Raw genomic sequence first — 19,891 nt, forward strand, 5'->3', positions numbered from 1 at the left:
CTACCGCCAGACACTTGGGCATCTCCAGAAACACCGTTCGGCGCTATCTCTGCTCGGCAATCACCGAGCCATCCTGTGCAGATCGGTGTACGCCCAGCGCAATCGATAAATACGCGTTTCAACTTTCGGCGTTGCTCAAGACCGAAGCGACAAAGTCACGCGGGGATTTGCCCTGAATGCCTCCAATTTTTACACGCTCGATCAGTCCCGTACTTATGGCGATGCGATCAATGCCGCACTATCTTCTGAGTACGGCTGTACAAAATCCATTCTTGTCAATACGAGCCGGAGCGGCAACTGGCCAATCCCGGCGACTGGTGCAAGCAAAACGCAAAAGGCCACTTCACCGCGTCCTGAATTCCGGGAGATAAAAAATCATGGTGAATCAGAGTTGATCTATGTCAAAGCGTGAACCGGACCCCCACGATACTCTGTGTTGAATGAATGTGGTCAGTCCCGAGTATTGACACATCCGATCACCGGAGGCTGTACATGTTTTCTTCCAGAAAATCCTTGCCCTCAATTGATGCAGTCAGTTTCGATGCCCCTTTGCTGCGCAAGCTGAACCAGCTTGGACCGCGTTATACCTCCTACCCCACGGTAGACCGGTTTTCAACAGATTTCGGTTCCGAGGACTATCTCCAGGCGGTTGCCAACAGGCGTGACATGGGTGCGCGCCATGCCTTGTCGTTGTATATGCATATCCCGTTCTGCGAAACGATTTGCTACTACTGCGCCTGCAATAAGGTCGCCAGCAAGAGTCTTGGCAAGGCGGCGCTCTACCTGACCTACCTGAAGCGCGAGATCTCGATGCAGGCGGAATTGTTTCAAGGCATGAACCAGGTCGAGCAATTGCATTTCGGCGGCGGCACGCCGACCTTCCTGACGGACTTGCAGATGACGGATCTGCTTGCGCATCTACACCGGAATTTTCAGTTTGCACCGGACGGGCAGGGGGAATATTCGATAGAGGTCGATCCGCGCACGGTTACGCCGAAACGCATCGTCACATTGCGGCGCCAGGGCTTTAATCGCCTTAGCCTCGGTGTGCAAGATTTCGATCCTGTGGTGCAGAAAGCCGTTAACCGGGTCCAGCCTGAGGAAGATACGCTCAGGATCATTGATGCTGCCCGTTATGCCGGCTTTCGCTCAGTCAGCATAGATCTGATTTACGGTTTGCCGAAACAGAATGTGATATCGATGGCGCAAACGCTGAGCAAGGTGATCGCAGCGGCGCCGGACCGGATCGCCGTTTTCAGCTATGCGCACATGCCGCATATATTCAAGCCGCAACGCCGCATCGCCGACGTCGACTTGCCGACGCCGGAAGCCAAGATAGACATGTTGTTCCTCTGCATAAAGCGGCTGACCGACGCTGGTTACGTGTACATCGGCATGGACCATTTCGCCAAGCCTGACGACGATTTAGCGGTCGCCCAGCGACAAGGGCGCCTACATCGCAATTTTCAAGGTTATTCGACGCACGCTGAGGCTGATCTGGTCTCATGCGGCGTGTCTGCCATCAGTGCCGTCGGCGCCAGCTATAGCCAGAACGAAAAAACCTTGGATGCCTATTATCAACGCCTCGACCAGCACGCATTGCCGATTGCGCGCGGGGCCAAGCTGAGCATGGATGACTTGCTGCGACGGCTGATCATTCAACGCCTGATGTGCAATTTCGAGTTATCGCTTGCATCGATCGAGATCGCCTATCCTATCAAGTTCTCTGAATACTTTTCCACCGAGTTGACGCAACTGGAATTACTGGCGGCAGACGGCTTGCTCAAACTGGATGACGAATGGATCACCGTGACCATGAAAGGGCGCTTGCTGATCCGTAATATCTGCATGGTGTTTGATCGCTACCTGGCCTTGGCGCAAAGTCCGTTGCGTTATTCGAAAACCATTTAGGCGCCTGCATGCCGCCTGGAACTGGCATGGGATTAGAACCGCTGGTGATGAAGCTGGCAGGCGATCGAACGGCTTCGAATCAGTTGCAGGTGCCGGCTCCCAATGCCAATGTTTTCAATGCCTGGAAATCGACCAGTTCGATATCCCGTTTACTGACCTTCAATATGCCGCCCTTCTTGAGCCTGGACAGCAGGCGGCTGATGCTTTCGATCGTCAGGCCAAGATAATTGCCGATATCCTCGCGCGTCATGCGTAACTGGAAATTGGTAGGTGAATAGCCGCGCGCAGCGTAACGCGACGACAGGTTCACCAGGAACGCCGCAAAACGCTGCTCGGCACGCATATTGCCCAGCAACAGGATCACGCTTTGCTCGCGCGTGATTTCCTTGCTCATCATGCGGTGGAAATGCCGTAGCAGCGTCGGGATGTCGCCGAACAGCTCTCCCAGCCGGGTGAACGGAATATCGCATACCTCGCTATCTTCCAAGGCCACCGCATCGCATTGATGGGTGTCGGTACTGATCGCATCCATGCCTAGCACTTCGCCGCTCATCTGGAAGCCGGTGATTTGCCGGGCGCCGTCAGGGTTGGCTTGATGGGTCTTGAATTGTCCTACCCGTACTGCGTACAGGGAGCCGAACTTGTCGCCGATCCGATACAGCGTATCGTTCCGGCGCACACGGCGGCGGCCGATGATGCTGTCGAGACGTAGCATGTCGGACTCATCCAGCCCCATCGGCAAGCACAATTGATGCATGCTGCACGAAGAGCAACTGCTGCGCAAAGCGGTGATGTCGAGCAACGGCGCTGCGTGTGGGGAAGGCTGGTGCATGGCGAAATCCGGTGGTAGATAGGGCATTGCGGTTCGTCGCAACACGCTATTTTACCGCCGGACATCGACTGACGACAGTATTCCGGGCTGGATCAGATGGCCTGTGCCGGCGCGCTGGTGGGCATGCCGGAAAAATCGGTCCAGCAGCGGCGCTGAAAATCGTAGAGTTTGCAGCGGCGCGCCGTATCAAAATACCAGCGCCAGGAAAATTTCTGAATCACGATGCGCGACGGTAGCATGGTTTCCAGAATCTGCTGTGCTTTTTTCAGGCGATAGAGCGGGATACTCATGTCGACATGGTGGGCGGTGTGCTCCATGATGTGATGCAATAAAGCACCGATGCGGCAGCGAAATGTCAGGTGGACCGTGGTGGAGACAAATGGCTGTGCTGCCGCCCACACGGTTTTTTGCTCGTACCAGGCGACGCCGGTATGGGTATGGTGGACATACACCACAAAACCGATCATCGCGTTCCAGAACAGGAACGGCGTCACAAAGCCAGCCAGCAAGATCAGCCACATCGATTGTCCGGTAGCGAGCGCGGCAGCGGCAAGCGCAGCAATCCAGGACAGTGCTGCGATCGTAACCAGCACGCCATCCCAGACGAATACCGAGCGCCGGGTGGGCATTTTCTTCCGGCTGGGAAAATACATGCGTTGCCACCACATTTCAACCAGGTAGTACAACCAAGGTCCCCACCCGCTGCGATAGATGCGTTCCAGCCATTGGCGCCAACGCGGCAGGGCGCGGAATTCCTCCAGCGATAGCGGATGCCAGACAAAGTCGAAACCTTTCAGGTTGGTGTAGCCGTGATGCACCACGTTATGGCCGGCATCCCACAGGCTATATGGCGTCAGCGACGGCAGGAAAACCAGGCGGCCGAGCCAGCGATTGAGGCGCCGGTGCGGCGTGAAGCTTTGATGGCAGGCATCGTGGCCGAGAATGAACAGGCGGCCAATGATAAAGCCGGCGGCCATGCCCAGCAATAATTTGGCTACGGCATTGTGCAGCCAGACGGTGGCGGCAATCGCCAGCGAGAACAGGATCAAGTCGAGCAAGACTAACGCCAGCGCACGGCCGGTGCTGCGCTGTGCGACCGGCAGCAGCCATGAACGGATTACTTTACGATGCGGCATGGGAGCCGACGGCGATACCGGATCGGGTAAGCGGACGGGGATCATTTGGCAGGCCTTTGACAAAGAGATAAAATTTCGCCTGATCTTAGGCGATATAGAAAGGCCTGGTGTTGATTTCGATCAAAGACTTGCGGGTTTCTTCGTCTGTTTTCCGTCTTGGCACTGCCTGGCAGATGGCCGTGCTGGTTCAAGTTGCAATCGGCCAGAAAGGACATTTGTCCTACATCAAATCAAGAGAAGCCAACGGATGAAAAAAAATCTTAAAATGCTACCTGCACGCACATTTTTTTTGCGCATTTTTTTCGGCGCATGGGTACTTGTGCTGGTATTCATATCGCCTGTTGCGTCCGCCGAAGTCGAATGCACGGATCGTCCTGAGTGCTGGCCGGAAGGAAGCTCCATGCACACAGGGCTTCTACTGGTTCAGCAACAGAAGGCGGTTGAGAAACGTTTGGCTAGCAAGCACGATCAGCTGATTAAGCTTGTTTCCTCTTCATCGAGCACTGGAATGCCAGTGGATGGACGGCTTTTGGCGGCACTCAAAACCCAGCAAGCCGCGTGGCTGAAATACCGAGCCGAAGAGTGTGAGTTAATTGGTTCTCTGACTGGCGCCGGCGGTACATGGCCTTCGACCTATGCCAACAAATGCGAGCTCAACCATTCCGAGCAACGTCTGCGCCGAGTCCGCTCGGCGATGCGGTGCATCGAGAAAATTCCTTTGGAAAAGCGGCCGTTCGAACAAAACAGTTGTTTGCAGCAGCTTGCTCCGCTTACGAACAACTAGGCCTGGCACGTCATTCAGCAGACCTGCCGCGGCTAGCCGCGACAGTCTGCTGAATGCAGCGTTGAACGTCCGGTTTCAACTTACGGACATTCCCGCATGATCTCTTCGAAAAAACAGGCACCCGCCAGGCAGTTGTACCTTCATCTAGCAAGGTTCCAGATGGAACACGCCGTCAAAGTCGAGTAACAGGATCATCGGTGCTTGCAAGATCAGGGTAGGCGTGTTTGGGCGAAGGGGGGCGCCGTGCATCTAAACTGTCGGGAAGCATGGTGTCGATACAATCGGCCAACGCTTCAACTCTCTCGCCCAGAATTCTTCCCCGTGGAGTCAAGGAATATTCCACGTGGGGCGGTACAGTCCCATAAGACTTCCGATGAACCAACCCGTGTGCTTCCAGGCGCTTCAAGGTTTGGGACAACATTTTTTCGCTCACGCCGCCGACCATCCTGCGCAGCTCGCTGAAACGTCGCACTTCGCCCATCAGCACGATAAGCAGCAGTATGCCCCAAGGACTTGTGACGTCTTTAAGCATCTCACGGCATGGGCATTCAGTTGACGGGAGCCCCTCGCGTCGGACTTGTTCGGAAAAGGACTCAGATGCGATCAGTTTGGTTTGCGTTGCCATCTCTACACTAACCTTTCGGTGCGTACTTACGGAAAGTAAGGTAATGCCTTATTGTAAGTGCCTTACTCAACCAAACCAAGGAATTTGTCATGATAGTTGTTACAGGAGCCACAGGGCAGCTCGGGCGTCTGGTAATTGAAAACCTTTTACGCACCGAATCTGCATCAAGCATCGTCGCTGTAGTTCGCGATCCAGCGAAGGCAAGCGATTTATCGAATCGCGGCGTTCAAGTCCGTCAGGCTGATTACACGCAGCCAGCGTCGCTTAGGACAGCGTTTGCCGGTGCGGATAAGCTGTTGCTTATATCTTCGAGCGAGCTCGAGCCCGGACAGCGCGCCACTCACCACCGCGCCGTAATTGATGCGGCGATTGATTGTGAAGTCAAGCTGATCGGGTACACGAGCGTTCTACACGCCAGCACATCTCCGTTGGGGTTGGCGGCTGACCACGTTCAAACCGAGGCGATGCTTAAAGCTTCAGCCATCCCATTCGTTGTCTTGCGCAATGGCTGGTACACCGAAAATTACACGATTTCAATTCCAACGGCGCTGGCTCACGGTGCGCTGATGGGTAGCGCCGGCGATGGACGAATTGCTTCGGCTGCGCGGGCAGACTATGCCGCCGCGGCCGCTTTGGCGATGACGCTTCCCGATCAAGCCGGACGGGTCTACGAACTGGCGGGGGATACTGCCTACACCTTGTCGGAGTTCGCGGCCGAAATCTCGCGGCAGTCAGGCAAGGCAGTCAACTACATGAACCTGCCGCGCGCGGATTACAAAGCGGCGCTCGTGGGCTTTGGTTTGCCCGGACCAGTCGCGGATCTGCTGGCAGATTCTGATGGCGGCGCCTCGCAAGGTGGCCTTTTCGACGATAAGCGCCAGCTCAGTGCATTGATCGGCCGACCAACAACGCCGATGGCTGAAACGATTGCAGCGGAACTTAAGGTATAGATAATTGTTGGCACATTGGCGCCAAGCCCACGCTTTGTCAACCAACGTGATGCGCTGTATTGCGCTGAGCTGTTGGCTGACTCAGCCTCTGTAGCGTCGAGGTTTGGCGGATGACCAATTGTTTAATTTAGCTGGCCGTGTCAGTGATCAGTTGTTTGTTTTTTACAGGAGGTTCCAATGGGTATTCGATTTCTCAAGATCGCAGTAATCTATCTATTAATCGGCGCGTTACTTGGCGGCTATATGGGAGCGACCGAAAATTTTGCTTTGGCTCCAGTCCATGCGCATCTCGCTTTGCTAGGCTGGGCTTCGCTCGCGCTTGCGGGTTTGATTTATCAACTTTACCCGGCCGCAGCGTCGACGCTGCTCGCGCGGATTCATTTCTGGTTGCACAACATCGGCCTGCCATTTTTCATGCTCGGGCTCTGCTTGGTGCTTACAGGGCATACTGCTGCAGTTCCCATCGTATCCATCTCTGCCGCCGGCGTCATTATTGGCTTGGCAGCGTTCACCGCAAATGTTCTGATGAACGTGAAAGCTAATGCTGGTCGAGAGTAATCTGGTAAGCGCGCCTGAAGAAATTTTCGATATGGAAGTTGATGTTTGAATTGCCATGCTAATGCCATTTGTATAAATATCAAGATCGAGCAACGCAGCATGTGTATTGCGAAGGCGAAACCTGTCAAAATCGAAAGGTTTTCTTTTCATATTTATGTTTCAAATCCGCGAAAGAGGCGAATTGTCAAACACCAAATTGAGTATCGGTTTTAGGGAAGCTTGACAGGCAGTTTTAGGGCGAAATCAACCTGTCGCGACCGCCTCAAAACGGCCAAAAGCGGACGTGTAATCGCCATCGAAAAAAATGTTGGCGCACACGGCCTTGCAGACAATCAAGGAAATTAAGAAATGCCAATCAAAGAACAGCGCTTACCGATAGAAAGGTTCGACCGTGCCTTTTACTTTGGTCATTAAGGGATTGCCCTTCCGATCCAGCGCCTTTCCGGCCGGGATTTTAATCCATCCCTCGCTGATGCAATATTCCTCGACTTCGAAGCGCTCTTTATCGTTAAGTTTAATGCCGACATCATGTTCAAATATGGCGGCATTATAGTAAGGGCTACGAGGATCGACTGAGAGCCGGTCAGGAAGTGGGGGGCGGTTTTGGATATCGTTCATGGCTACAATTATCAACTATAAGATTAACCAAAACAAATTTTTTGCGTGGGTTCGCTAAATCGCTTGCTTGACCGCATTCAGCCAGGAGCGGACGTTCGGACAACCTGCAAAAGAAGTAGTTATTGTAAGAAAAGGAGGCGCAACGTGAGCGTGCAGCTAAACCATACTATCGTCTGGTGCCGCGACAAGCAGAAATCAGCAACATTCTTCACGGAAGTGCTGGGCCTGCAATCCGCCACACGATTCGGACCAATGCTGGTTGTTCAGCTCAACAATAACGTTTCACTCGACTTCTACGAGAACGATGGCGAGATTTCGTCTCAGCATTATGCCTTCTTGATAGGCGAAGACGACTTCGATCAAACCTTCGCCCGCATCCATGATCGAGGGCTGCGGTATTGGGCAGACCCTGGCAGGCGCCGGACTGGAGAAATCAATCGGAACGACGGTGGCCGCGGGGTGTATTTTGAGGACCCGGATGGCCATCTCCTTGAGGTCATTACTCGACCTTATGGGAGCGGCGAGTAGATCGCCGGCGGGATGAGGTGGGCGTGAGTATTGAATGGCCGACTCGTGTTGATGTGACCGACGGCAATGGAGCGAATTGAGCTTGTCACAACCGGCTCAAAACGGCCATGAGCGGTCCGTGGCGCACTCCGCGAATTTGACGGTGTTATTGTAATCCGCATGGCAACTTACCCAATATCCGACAGGTGGGTACATTGAGGCGAACTACTACAGGAGGGAATATGTCTGAGCGTGACACCAGGCTCCACGGTTGCTGGCGGTTGGTTTCTTTTGATACTGAGCATCAGGATTCAAAGGAGCGCACTCAACCGTGGGGCGCCGACCCCAATGGATACCTTATTTTCGACTCTGGTGGACGAATGATGGTGCTAATTACCGCAAAGGTGCGGGAGCCAGGGAATACAGATGAGAAACTGGTGGCGCTTTTCCGTACTGTGATGGCCTATACAGGACGGTATCGGATAGATGGGGATAGGTTCATCACAAAGGTTGACGCATCTTGGAATGAAGCCTGGAACGGCAGTGAGCAGGAACGATCCTACAAGCTTGATGGAGACACGCTCGTCGTCTTTACGGCCTGGATGCCGAATCCGTTAGTAACGGGAAATCCAATAGGAAGGGCTATTCTCGGTTTTAGACGCGAGTAATTTTCCCTGCGCCGGGTTCGCAACTGGCCGCTAGTTTGCAGGTCATTGCGGGGCGTTGACAACCAGCGCGCACATCGCTGTCATTTTTTCAGTTGAGTGCCAAACCAAGCCAGACTGCAATTGCCACCGGCAGCAGCCCGGGAAAGACTTGCATCGCAAAGCGCCGGTTGCCGCTGGTGAAAGCAATCACGCACTTGGAAAAGGTGTTGGCGGTAAATCCGGCGCCGATCAGCAAGCCGATGCCGGCGGCGACCGCTAAGGCTTCTGCCAGGTCAGCTGTCATTGTCGTCCGTTCGATGCCGTTCCTGCTTCAGGACTTGACGATCAATACCGGGCGGTCGGCGATGCGCAGGTAATGCTCGGCAACGCTGCCCAGCATAAACCGTTGCATGCCTTGCAATCCGTGCGATCCCATCACGACAGCGCTGGCGTTCCAGCGCTTGCCAACTTCCCTGACGAGGTCGGCAACGCGCTTCTCGCGTGTCTCCAGGTCTAATATCTGGACATCGCCTCGGATGCCGAAGGTGTCGAACACATCCAGGGCAGCCTTCCTGATGTTTGCCGCCTGTTCCGCCGCTGCCTGCAGCATCGGTTCGCGCTGGAAATACACGACGCCGAGCAGGGGGAAGGCAAGAAACGGGTCGACATTGACATACAGCGCGCGAATCTCGCAACCGTGCTCCTTGGCCAGTGCGCTAGCCTGGCGCAAAGCGCTTTGCGCAAGTTCGCTGCCGTCTACCGCTACCAGGATGCGCTTGAGCATGCCGGTTTGCGCCGGCGCTGCGGGAGGCGCATGGCCAAGCCTTCCAGCCGCTTGCTCAATCGGGTGGACCAGCAGCACCGGGCGCTCTGAAATACGTACGAAATGTTCGGCCACGCTGCCCAGCAACATGCGCCGTACGCCGCGCCGGCCATGGGTGCCGAGCACTGCCATGTCGGCGTCCCATGCTTCGCCTTCCGCCTTGAGGGCTGCTGGAATGTCGCCGCCCAGCTCACGCAGGTCGGGCAGGCTGGTTTGCACCGCATAGCCTTGCGCACGCAAGGCCGCTTCCGCTTGCGCCAGCAATTTCTTTCCTTCAGCCATGTTAACTTCGCGCAGCAGCTCGATATAGGTGAAGTCTTCATTGATCATCGGATAGATGGTCAGCGGATCTTCCAGCACATGCACGATGCGCACGGCGGCGCCAGGCGTAGCGAAACTGGCAATCTTTGCCATTGCCTGACTGGATGCCTGGCTGCCGTCGATAGCGAGCAGGATTTTTTTGCATATGGCCATGATGTGTCTCAAAAAGAGAAGCGTGGACGATTGCCTGATCCGCGCATCCTTGGATTCATGGCGTCAGCGCAGTCCGGCCGGCAGTCTCGGCATGAGCGGTCCGGTGCTGATGCAAGCCCATGCCTTGAGAATCATTGTATGTCCTGGCGGTAAGCCGGCAAGCGCAATTGAAGCAATGATTGACGTAGATCAAACACATCGTCGCCGGCTGGCGCGGCAGCCGCTTGCCGGATGCCATTGCCTCCTTGATCCGGCCAGCCTTGGCGCCGCAGTCCGGCCGCCCGCGCTCAGTTCTTGAACGGCAGCATGCGCCGCAATGTCGTATCGCGGACCACGTAGTGATGAAACAGCCCGGCCGCGGCATGCAAGCCAATGAGAAAGTAGCCGACGGTGGCGCAGGTTTCATGCACGTCTTTTATTTGCGACGCCAGTTCCTTGTCCGGGCTGAGCAGCGCGGGCAGGTGCAGGCCGAAAAAAGGAATCGGCTTGCCGGCAGCGCTCAGCGTCAGCCAGCCGAGGATCGGCATGCCCATCATCAAAGCGTACAGCGCTACATGCATGGCGTTGGCAAACCACATTTGCCAGCGCGGCGGCGGCGGCTGGATCGGCGGCGCCGCACTGGAAAACCGCACCACCAAGCGTAACGCGACGATCGCCAGGACTGTCAGGCCAAGCATGTAATGCCACGTCATCATGCCGTTGCGGCCATCGCTGCCTTTAGGGAAAATGCCGTGCAGCTCCATCGTTGCATAGACGGCGACGAGCAGCAGCAGGGTCAGCCAATGAATCCCTATGGCGAGCGAACCATATTTGGCGGAGTCGTTGTTGTGCGTTACGTGCATGGCGGGAGGCCCTCATTTTAGCTAGAAGTTTGTGGCTCGGTCTGGCTTGGACCACTGCGAATCACCCAGTTTCCCCTGCACCTTATATCAGCTCGGAATTAGGATCAACTTAGGAACGCAGTCCAGGCAGCGATCCATGCATGGTAGCCTTATCGAGGGCGACGATGCCGTCGCAGGTTAACGGGCGGAGCGGTAAATATGTATGCCCGCACTGCCATGGAAATGGGGCGCTTCGAGTTTGCGTACGTTGACTTTCTCTTTGTCCTGCTCGAAACCTTTCAAGAATAATTTCAAAACAGACTGAAGGAGAGGGGCGGTAAATGAATGTGTTCATTTCTCGAGATCGAAGAATCGGATATTTTACGGGAGATTATTCAAGCTCACCGGTTATACGATCGGTACGCGGACCATTCCGCTTTCTGCGATGGCGGTCGTCTTGTTTCAAACCGGCAGCGTCTTCCTGGCATGAAAAGTCACATGACAATGTCGGCGCGTTTGTACAATGGACCTACAATAACTACGACAGCCAAAATCAGGACACCGGCAAATGGCAAGGGAAATGGGCTTCCGATAATTTCGACTTGCGCTATCTTCGGAGTCAGCCTCAACAACAATCCTTCTCTCACCGATCCTTGGAACACGGCTCCTGCGTGCATCCATCAACCTGGGCAATCCGATCCTGGCCGGCAAAGATGCATCCGGTGCGCCTCGTGGAGTATCCGTGGATCTGGCGAGAGAATTCGCATCTCGGCTAGGATTGGATCTTGAGTTGCTTGTTGTCGATACTGCCGGAAAATCGGTAGATGCCGTCGCTGCTGGAAATGCAGACATCGGATTCTTTGCAATCGATCCTAAACGCGGCGCCCAGATTGCCTTCACGCCGCCGTACGTCCTGATTGAAGGTTTCTACCTGGTTAAGGACGATTCTCCTATCCGACACAATGCAGAAGTTGATGCGCCAGGCATCCGAGTCGTGGTTGGCGCCGGCAGCGCCTACGACCTGTACCTGACGCGCGAATTGAAGCACGCGGAGATCCTCCGTTCTCCCTCTTCTCCCACAGTCGTCGAGACCTTTATCGAAACGCACGCCGAGGCGGCTGCCGGGGTGAAGCAGCAACTTGAGGCCGACTCCCGGCGTATCCGCGGACTGAGGCTGCTGGACCAGCGTTTCATGGTCATCCGCCAGGCAATGGGGGTGCCTAAGAGTCGGGGAGCCGAAGCTTCAGCCTACCTTGCACAATTCGTGGAAGACATGAAAGCCAGCGGATTTGTCGCCGCGGCATTGGAGCGGCACGGAATAGATGGCGCTGCGGTTGCTCCAGCGGGCAATTCTATGCCAGGTCCCTTGGAGTGACCATGCGGCCGCAGAACCATTGCCAATGCGTGCACGCCCTGTTCCGCAAGCCGTAACCAGCGCCGTGCGCCGCCGATCATGCCGGCGCACGCTGGCCATGGTTCTGAACGCTGCATTTCATTCTGCTGGTGAGAACTGAATTTGATGATGGCCAGGTTATCAATCAAGGGAGTGAAATGTAGGATATCAATGCGACCAGGTTTCCATCTCGCAGGTGGAACGGATTCAACATGACTTTAATGATTGAGAAGATGATGAAGGCTTTGCGTTTCGGCGATTATGGATCACTGGATCATGTAAAGATGCTGGAGTGCGAGTCCGGGCAGCCAGGGCCGCACGAAGTGCGCGTGCGAATAGAGTTTGCCGGCGCAAATCCTCTCGACCTCAAGTTGCTGTCCGGCCGGATGGCCGCCGTCTTCCCTTTGAATTTCCCTTATACCGTCGGGACCGACATCTCAGGAACAGTCGAGGCGACAGGCGAACTGGTTCGGCGTTTCAAACGCGGAGACCGGGTGTTCGGCCGCCTTGATGCGCGGATTGGCGGGGCGTTCGCCGAATACGCTATCGCCCCTGAGCACGGTTTGTGCCCGATCCCGGAGGCTGTTGATTTCAAGGTTGCGGCGGCGCTGCCTACGGCGGCCGGCACTGCGTGGCTTGCGTTGTTCGATATAGGACGCCTGGGCGCCAAACAAAAAATCCTGATCCATGCGGCATCCGGCGGCGTAGGTTCGTTCGCGGTGCAGCTCGCAAAACGGGCCGGCGCATACGTGATTGCTACTGCATCGCTGGAGAATCATGCATTGATCAGGAGTTTGGGAGCCGATGAAATAATCGACTATAAGAAAGACGATTTTACGCAGCGCGTGGCGGGTGTCGACGTAGTGCTGGATCCAATCGGCGGCGCAACGCAGGAACGCTCGTGGAGTGTCATCAAGCCTGGCGGCGTGCTGGTTTCACTGATCGATCGCGTGATAGGGAATCGCGGCGAGATCCGCGCCGCCTTTGCACCGCTTGCCAACAATTCGGCAACATTGCACGGAATTGCTTTGCTGGCGGCAGGCGGGCAGCTGAAAGCGGTCGTTGATGCCGTATATCCCTTTGCACAAGCACGTAGCGCGCTTGACCATGTTGCGTCGGGACATTCCGTCGGCAAGGTGCTGGTCCATGTTGCGGGATAAATGCGAAATGCCAGGAAGATGATTGGCATCCGCTTCATATAGGCAAGCTGGACGGGGCAGGGCGCGAGATGTCAGCTTATTTTCCAGGGCGGATTGGCATTGAATGCGGCGAGAAGGAAGTCAGCCATGGCACGTACCTTTGCCGGCGGTGCCCGGTCCGACGAGCGGACCAGATGTATGCCGCCGAGATCTGCGCTGACGGCATCGAGCGTGACCCGCTCCAGTTCGCCGCGCCGGACAGCATCGGCGACGATGAATTCCGGTTCGTAAAGAACGCCAAGCCCGGCAACGGCGGCCGCGACCAGTGCGTCGCCATTGTTGGTGCGCAAAGTTCCCTTCACGGCGACGCGCCGCTCTCCTGCCTTGCCGAAATGCCACTCGTCCGGGCGCGACAGGTTGGACAGCGTGAAGCTGAGGCAATTGTGGACTTGCAGGTCGGACCAGAGCCTGGGGTGTCCATGCTGCGTCCAATAACCGGGGGCAGCGCAAACGATCATGGCGCTATCTGCCAGTTTCCTGGACACCAGGCGGCTGTCTTTTAACGGCCCCACCCGGATCGTCAGGTCCCAGCCTTCCTCGATCAGGTCGACCACGCGGTCATTCAATCCCAGATCCACGGCGACTCTCGGATGCTGCTGGTTAAAGGCCGGCAAGAGCGGCGCTATGTAACGCACGCCGAATGACAGCGGCGTATTGAGCCGTAGCAGCCCCGTAGCTTCCAGGCGCTGCGATGTAATCGCCGCTTCCACTTCTTCCAGGTCGGGCAGCAATCGGTTGCACACCTCCAGGTACTGCTGTCCGGCTTCGGTCAGCGTCAGCTTGCGGGTGCTGCGTTGGAATAATCGCACCCCGAGGCGCTCCTCCAGCGCGTCCACGTGCTTGGTGGCCATCGCCGGCGACAGCATCAGCTGACGCGCAGCGGCGGAAAGGCTTCCTGCCCGGGCTGCACGAGAAAAGACCTGCATTCCTGTTATGCGATCGAGCATGGTTATTTAACACCCCTGGTGTGAACTGAAAATATTATTCGCCATATTATCAGTCGCCGGGTGGGAATGTAACCTGAGGGCTGATCTGCATTAACCGTTTGGCATACAGGAATAGAAAATGAATTCATCATCCAGGGAGGCGTCCCCTTTGAAACTGTCGCGGCGAGACCTGCTCGCCACAGCCTCCATCGGCGCGCTGGCAGCTGCAGTCGCAGGTCCCGTATGGGGCGTTGAACGCGCTTTGCTCAAGGCGGCGTCTCCGTGGGACCGCGCAAATGTGCTGGATGGGGTTATCCAGGACGCAGTCGGCAGCGGCGGGATTGTGGGCGCCACGATGATTGCCGCGAAAGATGGCAAGGTCGTCTATCAGCGCGCCGCCGGGTTCGCCGACCGGGAGGGCAAACGCCTGATGACAATCGACGAAATCTGCCGGCTGGCATCGATGACCAAGCCGATCGTCTGCGTGACTGCCTTGGCGCTGGCTGACCGCGGCCAGCTCAGTCTTGAAGACCCGCTGACGCGCTGGCTCCCCTGGTTTCGGCCGAAGCTGGCCGACGGGCGGGAGCCAGTCATCACGGTCAGGCATCTGCTGACGCATACCGCCGGCCTGACCTACGGCTTCCTGGAAGCCCCGGATGGTCCTTACCATCGCTTGGGAGTGTCCGATGGACTGGATGCGTCTGGCCTGACGCTCGAAGAAAATCTTCGGCGGCTTGCGGCGGCGCCCTTGCTCTACGAACCTGGCGCCGGCTGGCACTATTCGATTGCCATCGACGTGCTCGGCGCTGTCATTGAGCGCGCGACCGGCACGACATTGGCGGAAGCCGTGCGCAGCATCGTCACCGGCCCGCTGGGCATGTCCAGCGTCCGATTCGTCGCTCCAGCAGGCAAACTACTAGCCACGCCATACGGCGACGCGGTTCCGCAGCCGGCTCGGATGACGGACTCCTTTGCGCTCAAGTTCGGGCAAAGCGAGATTGTCTACGCGCCATCACGGGCCTTCGATCCCAAGGCGTATCCGTCGGGAGGGGTGGGCATGGTGGGCACCGCCCGCGATTACCTGCGCTTCGCTGAGGCAATCCGAACCGGCGGGGCGGGCATTATCCGCCCGGAAACCGCAACTGCAATGACCACCAACGCCATAGGCAGGCTGACCGCCGGCGCCGGTCTCGGCTGGGGGCTTGGCGTGGCGGTGCTGGAAGACCCGGCTGCGGCGAAGTCGCCCTTGTCCAAAGGCGCCTGGAGCTGGTCTGGGGTGTACGGCAGCAATTTTTGGGTGGATCCGGTTGAGAAGCTCTCCGTCGTCGTGCTGACGAATACGGCTGTCGCTGGAATGACGGGCAATTTCCCGATGGCGCTGCGCCGCGCGGTCTACGCCGGTTAGCTCGCAGCCAACTAAATCGCCGGTATTTGAGGTAAGCACAATTTACCGTTAACGGAAAACTGAAACAGGGAGTTGGACATGAAATTTTTGCCGAGCTTGCTGGCATTGTGTTGGGTGTTTGCGGGAGTGCCCGCGTTCGGCGCTCCTCCGATACGGATTGGCGTGACAACCATCCTGAGCGGGCCAAACGCTGATCGCGGGCAAAGCGAACAGTATGGCGTCGAACTGGCGCTGAACGAAATCAACCGGTCCGGTGGAGTGCTTGGCCGCCAGGTGGAAGCGAGCTACGCCGATAACTCTGCTGATCCTGCAACCGGAATTGCTGGCGCGCGGCGCCTTATTGAACAACAGCATGTCTCGGTGCTCTTGGGCGCCTTGGCAACCCCTGTCACAAAAGCAGTGATGCCGATCGCCAACGCGGCGCGGATGCCATTTGTGATCGATATCTCAGCCGGGCAGGAGTTCGTTGCCGCCGCCGGGATTGGCGGTTTCGAGTATGTTTTCAAGACCAATCCGTCAGAATTGGACATCGCAATGGCTACGATCCGCTGGCTGAAATCGCAGAACGTCCGCAGCGTGGCGATTGTCGCGGACGACAATGCCTTCAGCCTGGCAAACGCGCATGCCATGGAGTCAGCTGCCGCTGAATCGGGAATTGCCGCCGTCGCCACGCAAGTAATCAAGAGTGGCGCAACAGACATCGACGATGTCGTTGCAAAGCTTGCGGCGCCTGCCCCGGACCGTATCCTTACGGTGCTGACCAGTTCAAGCGTCGCATTTCTCCGGGCCTATGAGCAAAGCGGCGGAAAAATTCCCCTGGCCGGACGCATTGATTTTGCGGTTGCCGCAACCACGCTTTCTCCCAAATTCCTGGCTTCGCCTGAATTTGAGAAGGCGTCGGGAATATCCGTGTTCACGCCGCCGGTACCGGAAGTGGCAGTCTTTGTTCGCGCCTATCAAGACAAATATGGCATTGCGCCGACACAGCGCGCGTTCTTCGCGTACGAGGCGACAAAGCTGGTCGCCGACGCAATTGGCCGCGCCGGTTCCGACGCGCCGCAGGCTATCCAGGCAGCGTTGAAAGCAAGCGCGATGCCGTCTCTTTCTGGCGGAACCTTCACCATGGATAAAAATAATCACGCACATACGGCGATGCAAATCGTCGGTATGCGCGGCGGCAAGCTCGCCGTGCTCCAGGGCGCAGCAAAATAGCGCGCCATGTCCTTGAAATCAGGTGCTTTCCGCGTGCGAGGGTCAAGGCGATTGTTGGTGCTTGCTGAATTGTGAAATCAGTTTCAGGCGGTTTATCCACGATAAATTGACCGGCATGATGTGCCACTGCTTTGCACGACAGATTCGTCGGAAGTGACGAAGCGGCTTCGGCAGCGCTAAAAACCAGCATCAAGGAATTTCGAGTGAACAACACAAACCAACTAGCAGCAATTGTCACGGGCGCACCGCGCGGCATCGGCCTGAAACATCTGCACAGCCCGCGGGTGAATGCTTGAACGCGGATCTGCAAGTCGAACAGCATCCGCCGCCGCCAATGGCAGCGGCGGCGAGTCCGAAAATCGCCGCATTGGCATCGCAAGGAGGCAACATGAAACCATCCATCACCTATCTGCACCTGCTGGCCAAGACGCCATTCTTCACCGGCCTCAACCGCAAGCAGCTGCAATGGGTCATCGACCATTCGAAGGAGTGGGAAGCGGCCAAGGGCAACCTGATTGCCCGCAGCGACAGCGATCCCGGCAGTTTCTGGGTGCTGTTGGACGGTGGCTGGCAAATCGAGACCGACAACGGGAAATATCCGGTCGGCCACGCAGATCCAGGCAACTGGTACGGCGCTGACACAGTGCACGCTGCTGCCGTTGCTTCGCGCCTGATGGCTAGCGCCGATAGTTACGTGATGGAGATCCGGCTGGAAGATTTCAACCAGATGATACGCCAGGGTTTCGATTTCGACCGGCATTTACTGCGCGGGGTGCAATTCTATTCCGAGATTCTGAAGCCTTGAGCAGGAAGGAAATATCCCATGCATACCGTTAAGGTGATCACATCCGGCCTGCTATTGCTGGCTATCTGCCTCGGCGTAGGGCGTATGCTCGGCGGACCTGGCGCCATCGGTGCTTCGGTCCTGGCGTTCATTGTGTTGTGGCTGTTCGGAGCGGCGGCGAACCTGTGGTTCGGGGTGGCCCGGGCCGGCTATCCGGTGGCCGACGAACTGCCCATTTTTCTTGCGGTATTTTTGATCCCGGTGGCGGTGGCTCTCTATCTCAGATGGAAATATTGAGCCAACCGCCCCGAACTGCCCTCATAACAGATTTGCGTCTGAAACTGATCCGCTGTGGATCAGAACCGTACCGGCGGCGACGCCAGTCAATGCTTGACGACATCGATGTACTGCCATTCGGCGTGCAGGATCGGATGTTTCTTGAAACCCTTGACCCATGGCCGCGCGAGCCAGCTGCGGATGCGGGTGGTTTTCAGCACCAGGGCCGAGTCTGCTTCAATCTGGCGATTCATCTGCAGGTAGATCTGATTGCGCTCAGGACCGGGCGGCAAGGCAACCGCTTTGTCGTACAGCGCGTCGTAGGCCGGCGAGTCATAGCAGCCGAGATTGCTCTGGCCGATGTTGGGGCCACGCAGCAATTGCATGAAATTCTGTCCTTCCGGATAGACCGCCGTCCAGCCGACGTTCCACAACATCAGCTTGCACTGGATTGCGGCTTTCAGGTTGTCGGAAAAATTATTGACGACGAATTCGGAACGGATGCCGATCTCGTCCAGGCAACGCTTCCATAGTTCCGACATTTCTTGAGAGGACGCTGCTGGTTCGCGGGTGAATGTCAGCAGCAGCGGTTTTCCGTCTGGCATGGCGCGGTAGCCGTCGGCGCCGCGCCTGTAGCCGAAATGATCCAGCAGCTTGTTGGCCAGCGCCGGATCGTAGGCGACGCTGTTGCGGTAGTTTGGATCGTAGCCGGCAACACCTGGCGGAATGAACATTTCCAGCCTGGCGGCCTGGCCATGATGCAATATGGCGACTTCCCGCTTGCTGTCATACGCCATGGCGATCGCACGCCGCAGAGCAATCTTGCCGAGGCTGTTGCCGCCTATGACCGGATCCTTGTAGTTCATGACCGTATAGCTGGCGCTGGCGTCGACAATGCGCTGTAGCTGGATGCCTTGTCCAGCGTATTCCGGCTTCAGCCTGTCGCCGTCCAATACCGCCGGGGCGGCCAGCAGCGGCATCTTGTCGACATCGATCTGCTTGCCCTGGAACGCCAGCCAGCGCGATTGCTCTTCTTCGATGATGTTGATCTCGACCCTGCCGACCTGGGGCATGCGCTTGCCCTGCATGTCTTTGACGATTTGCGTGTCGATGGCGTCGGAGGATGGCTTGAAATCCCAGGTAAAGCCGCGATACTCGGGATTGGCGACCAGCACGATCTTGCTGCGCGGGACATAGGTTTGCAGCATGTACGGACCTGTTCCGACCGGATGCTGTCCGCTTTGCGAGCCGTAGGCGTTGATGATTTCCTGGGCCACCGCGCCGAAGGCCAGATAGGCCATGATGTTCAGGAAATTATAGTCCTTGGCGTTGAGGGTGATGCGCAAGGTGTAGCGGTCTGGCGCCTGCAAGCCGGCCACCGGGGCATCGTAGTTGAAGCGGCCGCTCTTTTGCGCCTGGGCGGCGAGATCGTCCAGGCCGACGATCTTGCCGGCGAGGAAACTCGCGTGTACGGACCGGCTTTGCGGATCGAGAACGCGCTTGAGCGTGTATATATAGTCTTCGGCAGTCAGTTCTCTGCGCACACCCTTGAATGCCGGGTCAGGAGAAAAATAAATGCCTTTCCTGATGTGGAAGGTATAGGTCTTGCCGTCTGCGCTGATTTCCGGCATGGCTTCCGCGGTTTGCGGCACCAGCTTGGCTGGCCTGGCCAGGTAGTCATAAGTGAGCAGGGTTTCGTAGATGACTTCGCTGACCCAGCCGGAATAGAAATTGGCTGTCCTGAGCATGTCGAAGCCGTCATCGGCTGCTTCGAAACCCATCCTGATCACTTTCGACGGGTCGGCCGGGCTGGCGCCGGCGGCGGCGCCGACGCTGCCGGCAAACACTGCGATAACCAGTATTTGCCCTATCAATATCTTTTTAAATCCAAACCGATCCGATAACTGACGACACATTTTCATTCCCTTTTGACTGGGTGCGGGTCCGTTTCGCCTTTCTGGCATGACGAACCAGGATACGATAAATCCTGGCCAATTCCACTCGGAAAAT

The 19,891-nt window shown here is 56.8% G+C and carries 21 protein-coding genes; 12 read left to right on the top strand and 9 right to left on the bottom strand.

Annotation, left to right across the window (positions count from 1 at the left end):
* Positions 1-492 precede the first annotated feature (492 nt).
* A complete protein-coding gene (hemN, locus tag AC07RZ_RS04665; RefSeq protein WP_494667078.1) occupies positions 493-1,911 on the top strand; it encodes an oxygen-independent coproporphyrinogen III oxidase in 1,419 nt (472 codons plus the stop codon).
* Between the two features lie 79 nt (positions 1,912-1,990).
* On the opposite strand, the gene fnr is transcribed toward hemN, so the two are convergent.
* Both fnr and AC07RZ_RS04675 read right to left on the bottom strand, forming a co-directional pair.
* Complete coding sequence (fnr, locus tag AC07RZ_RS04670) at positions 1,991-2,743, bottom strand: fumarate/nitrate reduction transcriptional regulator Fnr (protein ID WP_494667267.1); 753 nt, start codon at positions 2,741-2,743, stop codon at positions 1,991-1,993.
* A gap of 92 nt (positions 2,744-2,835) precedes the next feature.
* Complete coding sequence (locus AC07RZ_RS04675; RefSeq protein ID WP_494667079.1) at positions 2,836-3,924, bottom strand: fatty acid desaturase; 1,089 nt, start codon at positions 3,922-3,924, stop codon at positions 2,836-2,838.
* Between AC07RZ_RS04675 and AC07RZ_RS04680 the strand changes: the two genes are divergently transcribed.
* Positions 3,878-4,663: a lysozyme inhibitor LprI family protein gene (locus tag AC07RZ_RS04680; RefSeq protein WP_494667080.1), complete on the top strand. Its 786-nt coding sequence runs from the start codon at positions 3,878-3,880 to the stop codon at positions 4,661-4,663. The two genes, AC07RZ_RS04675 and AC07RZ_RS04680, sit on opposite strands and share 47 nt — an antisense overlap.
* Before the next feature lie 172 nt (positions 4,664-4,835).
* Here the strand turns inward: AC07RZ_RS04680 and AC07RZ_RS04685 are convergent, their stop codons facing one another.
* Positions 4,836-5,288, bottom strand: a complete 453-nt coding sequence (locus AC07RZ_RS04685; RefSeq protein WP_342831158.1) for a winged helix-turn-helix transcriptional regulator — start codon at positions 5,286-5,288, stop codon at positions 4,836-4,838.
* A gap of 89 nt (positions 5,289-5,377) precedes the next feature.
* Here AC07RZ_RS04685 and AC07RZ_RS04690 point away from each other — a divergent pair, with 89 nt between their 5' ends.
* Both AC07RZ_RS04690 and AC07RZ_RS04695 read left to right on the top strand, forming a co-directional pair.
* Positions 5,378-6,238 carry an SDR family oxidoreductase gene (locus AC07RZ_RS04690; RefSeq protein WP_494667081.1) on the top strand — a complete coding sequence of 287 codons (861 nt, stop codon included), beginning with the start codon at positions 5,378-5,380 and terminating at the stop codon, positions 6,236-6,238.
* 177 nt (positions 6,239-6,415) lie between these two features.
* Positions 6,416-6,796 (top strand): hypothetical protein, encoded by a 381-nt coding sequence (locus AC07RZ_RS04695; RefSeq protein ID WP_494667082.1) that lies wholly within the window; start codon positions 6,416-6,418, stop codon positions 6,794-6,796.
* A gap of 369 nt (positions 6,797-7,165) precedes the next feature.
* On the opposite strand, the gene AC07RZ_RS04700 is transcribed toward AC07RZ_RS04695, so the two are convergent.
* Entirely contained in the window at positions 7,166-7,414 is a 249-nt protein-coding gene (locus tag AC07RZ_RS04700) for a DUF3297 family protein (RefSeq protein ID WP_098497462.1), read from the bottom strand.
* 144 nt (positions 7,415-7,558) lie between these two features.
* On the opposite strand from AC07RZ_RS04700, the gene AC07RZ_RS04705 reads away from it, so the two are divergent.
* On the top strand, positions 7,559-7,942 hold the full coding sequence (locus tag AC07RZ_RS04705; RefSeq protein ID WP_494667083.1) for a VOC family protein: 384 nt from the start codon (positions 7,559-7,561) through the stop codon (positions 7,940-7,942).
* 221 nt (positions 7,943-8,163) lie between these two features.
* Positions 8,164-8,589 carry a lipocalin-like domain-containing protein gene (locus AC07RZ_RS04710; protein ID WP_494667084.1) on the top strand — a complete coding sequence of 142 codons (426 nt, stop codon included), beginning with the start codon at positions 8,164-8,166 and terminating at the stop codon, positions 8,587-8,589.
* A gap of 88 nt (positions 8,590-8,677) precedes the next feature.
* On the opposite strand, the gene AC07RZ_RS04715 is transcribed toward AC07RZ_RS04710, so the two are convergent.
* From AC07RZ_RS04715 to AC07RZ_RS04725, 3 genes are all read right to left on the bottom strand, one after another.
* On the bottom strand, positions 8,678-8,872 hold the full coding sequence (locus tag AC07RZ_RS04715) for a hypothetical protein (protein ID WP_494667085.1): 195 nt from the start codon (positions 8,870-8,872) through the stop codon (positions 8,678-8,680).
* 27 nt (positions 8,873-8,899) lie between these two features.
* On the bottom strand, positions 8,900-9,865 hold the full coding sequence (locus AC07RZ_RS04720; protein WP_494667086.1) for a universal stress protein: 966 nt from the start codon (positions 9,863-9,865) through the stop codon (positions 8,900-8,902).
* A 287-nt stretch (positions 9,866-10,152) separates the two neighbouring features.
* Positions 10,153-10,707, bottom strand: coding sequence for a cytochrome b (locus tag AC07RZ_RS04725; protein WP_494667087.1), 555 nt, complete (start codon positions 10,705-10,707; stop codon positions 10,153-10,155).
* 613 nt (positions 10,708-11,320) lie between these two features.
* Between AC07RZ_RS04725 and AC07RZ_RS04730 the strand changes: the two genes are divergently transcribed.
* Positions 11,321-12,061 carry an ABC transporter substrate-binding protein gene (locus AC07RZ_RS04730; RefSeq protein ID WP_494667268.1) on the top strand — a complete coding sequence of 247 codons (741 nt, stop codon included), beginning with the start codon at positions 11,321-11,323 and terminating at the stop codon, positions 12,059-12,061.
* A gap of 230 nt (positions 12,062-12,291) precedes the next feature.
* Positions 12,292-13,239 (top strand): NADP-dependent oxidoreductase, encoded by a 948-nt coding sequence (locus AC07RZ_RS04735; protein ID WP_494667088.1) that lies wholly within the window; start codon positions 12,292-12,294, stop codon positions 13,237-13,239.
* A 71-nt stretch (positions 13,240-13,310) separates the two neighbouring features.
* Here the strand turns inward: AC07RZ_RS04735 and AC07RZ_RS04740 are convergent, their stop codons facing one another.
* Entirely contained in the window at positions 13,311-14,225 is a 915-nt protein-coding gene (locus AC07RZ_RS04740; RefSeq protein ID WP_494667089.1) for a LysR family transcriptional regulator, read from the bottom strand.
* Positions 14,226-14,343: 118 nt separating this feature from the next.
* Between AC07RZ_RS04740 and AC07RZ_RS04745 the strand changes: the two genes are divergently transcribed.
* The 4 genes from AC07RZ_RS04745 to AC07RZ_RS04760 all read left to right on the top strand — a co-directional run bounded on the left by AC07RZ_RS04745 (position 14,344) and on the right by AC07RZ_RS04760 (position 17,902).
* Positions 14,344-15,609 (top strand): serine hydrolase domain-containing protein, encoded by a 1,266-nt coding sequence (locus AC07RZ_RS04745; RefSeq protein WP_494667090.1) that lies wholly within the window; start codon positions 14,344-14,346, stop codon positions 15,607-15,609.
* A 78-nt stretch (positions 15,610-15,687) separates the two neighbouring features.
* Positions 15,688-16,821, top strand: coding sequence for an ABC transporter substrate-binding protein (locus AC07RZ_RS04750; protein ID WP_494667091.1), 1,134 nt, complete (start codon positions 15,688-15,690; stop codon positions 16,819-16,821).
* Between the two features lie 388 nt (positions 16,822-17,209).
* Positions 17,210-17,626 (top strand): cyclic nucleotide-binding domain-containing protein, encoded by a 417-nt coding sequence (locus AC07RZ_RS04755; RefSeq protein ID WP_494667092.1) that lies wholly within the window; start codon positions 17,210-17,212, stop codon positions 17,624-17,626.
* A gap of 18 nt (positions 17,627-17,644) precedes the next feature.
* Positions 17,645-17,902: a hypothetical protein gene (locus AC07RZ_RS04760; protein ID WP_494667093.1), complete on the top strand. Its 258-nt coding sequence runs from the start codon at positions 17,645-17,647 to the stop codon at positions 17,900-17,902.
* Positions 17,903-17,988: 86 nt separating this feature from the next.
* Here AC07RZ_RS04760 and AC07RZ_RS04765 read toward each other — a convergent pair whose 3' ends face one another.
* Positions 17,989-19,755: an ABC transporter substrate-binding protein gene (locus AC07RZ_RS04765; RefSeq protein ID WP_494667094.1), complete on the bottom strand. Its 1,767-nt coding sequence runs from the start codon at positions 19,753-19,755 to the stop codon at positions 17,989-17,991.
* Between the last annotated feature and the right edge of the window lie 136 nt (positions 19,756-19,891).

Source organism: Collimonas sp. GW821-FHT07E08 (assembly GCF_059418905.1).

Bases quoted from the DNA above. Each gene is read 5' to 3' on its own strand.
- hemN (WP_494667078.1), top strand. From the start codon at position 493: ATGTTTTCTTCCAGAAAATCCTTGCCCTCAATTGATGCAGTCAGTTTC.
- fnr (WP_494667267.1), bottom strand. From the start codon at position 2,743: ATGCACCAGCCTTCCCCACACGCAGCGCCGTTGCTCGACATCACCGCT.
- AC07RZ_RS04680 (WP_494667080.1), top strand. From the start codon at position 3,878: ATGGGAGCCGACGGCGATACCGGATCGGGTAAGCGGACGGGGATCATT.
- AC07RZ_RS04675 (WP_494667079.1), bottom strand. From the start codon at position 3,924: ATGATCCCCGTCCGCTTACCCGATCCGGTATCGCCGTCGGCTCCCATG.
- AC07RZ_RS04685 (WP_342831158.1), bottom strand. From the start codon at position 5,288: ATGGCAACGCAAACCAAACTGATCGCATCTGAGTCCTTTTCCGAACAA.
- AC07RZ_RS04690 (WP_494667081.1), top strand. From the start codon at position 5,378: ATGATAGTTGTTACAGGAGCCACAGGGCAGCTCGGGCGTCTGGTAATT.
- AC07RZ_RS04695 (WP_494667082.1), top strand. From the start codon at position 6,416: ATGGGTATTCGATTTCTCAAGATCGCAGTAATCTATCTATTAATCGGC.
- AC07RZ_RS04700 (WP_098497462.1), bottom strand. From the start codon at position 7,414: ATGAACGATATCCAAAACCGCCCCCCACTTCCTGACCGGCTCTCAGTC.
- AC07RZ_RS04710 (WP_494667084.1), top strand. From the start codon at position 8,164: ATGTCTGAGCGTGACACCAGGCTCCACGGTTGCTGGCGGTTGGTTTCT.
- AC07RZ_RS04715 (WP_494667085.1), bottom strand. From the start codon at position 8,872: ATGACAGCTGACCTGGCAGAAGCCTTAGCGGTCGCCGCCGGCATCGGC.
- AC07RZ_RS04720 (WP_494667086.1), bottom strand. From the start codon at position 9,865: ATGGCCATATGCAAAAAAATCCTGCTCGCTATCGACGGCAGCCAGGCA.
- AC07RZ_RS04725 (WP_494667087.1), bottom strand. From the start codon at position 10,707: ATGCACGTAACGCACAACAACGACTCCGCCAAATATGGTTCGCTCGCC.
- AC07RZ_RS04735 (WP_494667088.1), top strand. From the start codon at position 12,292: ATGACTTTAATGATTGAGAAGATGATGAAGGCTTTGCGTTTCGGCGAT.
- AC07RZ_RS04740 (WP_494667089.1), bottom strand. From the start codon at position 14,225: ATGCTCGATCGCATAACAGGAATGCAGGTCTTTTCTCGTGCAGCCCGG.
- AC07RZ_RS04745 (WP_494667090.1), top strand. From the start codon at position 14,344: ATGAATTCATCATCCAGGGAGGCGTCCCCTTTGAAACTGTCGCGGCGA.
- AC07RZ_RS04750 (WP_494667091.1), top strand. From the start codon at position 15,688: ATGAAATTTTTGCCGAGCTTGCTGGCATTGTGTTGGGTGTTTGCGGGA.
- AC07RZ_RS04755 (WP_494667092.1), top strand. From the start codon at position 17,210: ATGAAACCATCCATCACCTATCTGCACCTGCTGGCCAAGACGCCATTC.
- AC07RZ_RS04760 (WP_494667093.1), top strand. From the start codon at position 17,645: ATGCATACCGTTAAGGTGATCACATCCGGCCTGCTATTGCTGGCTATC.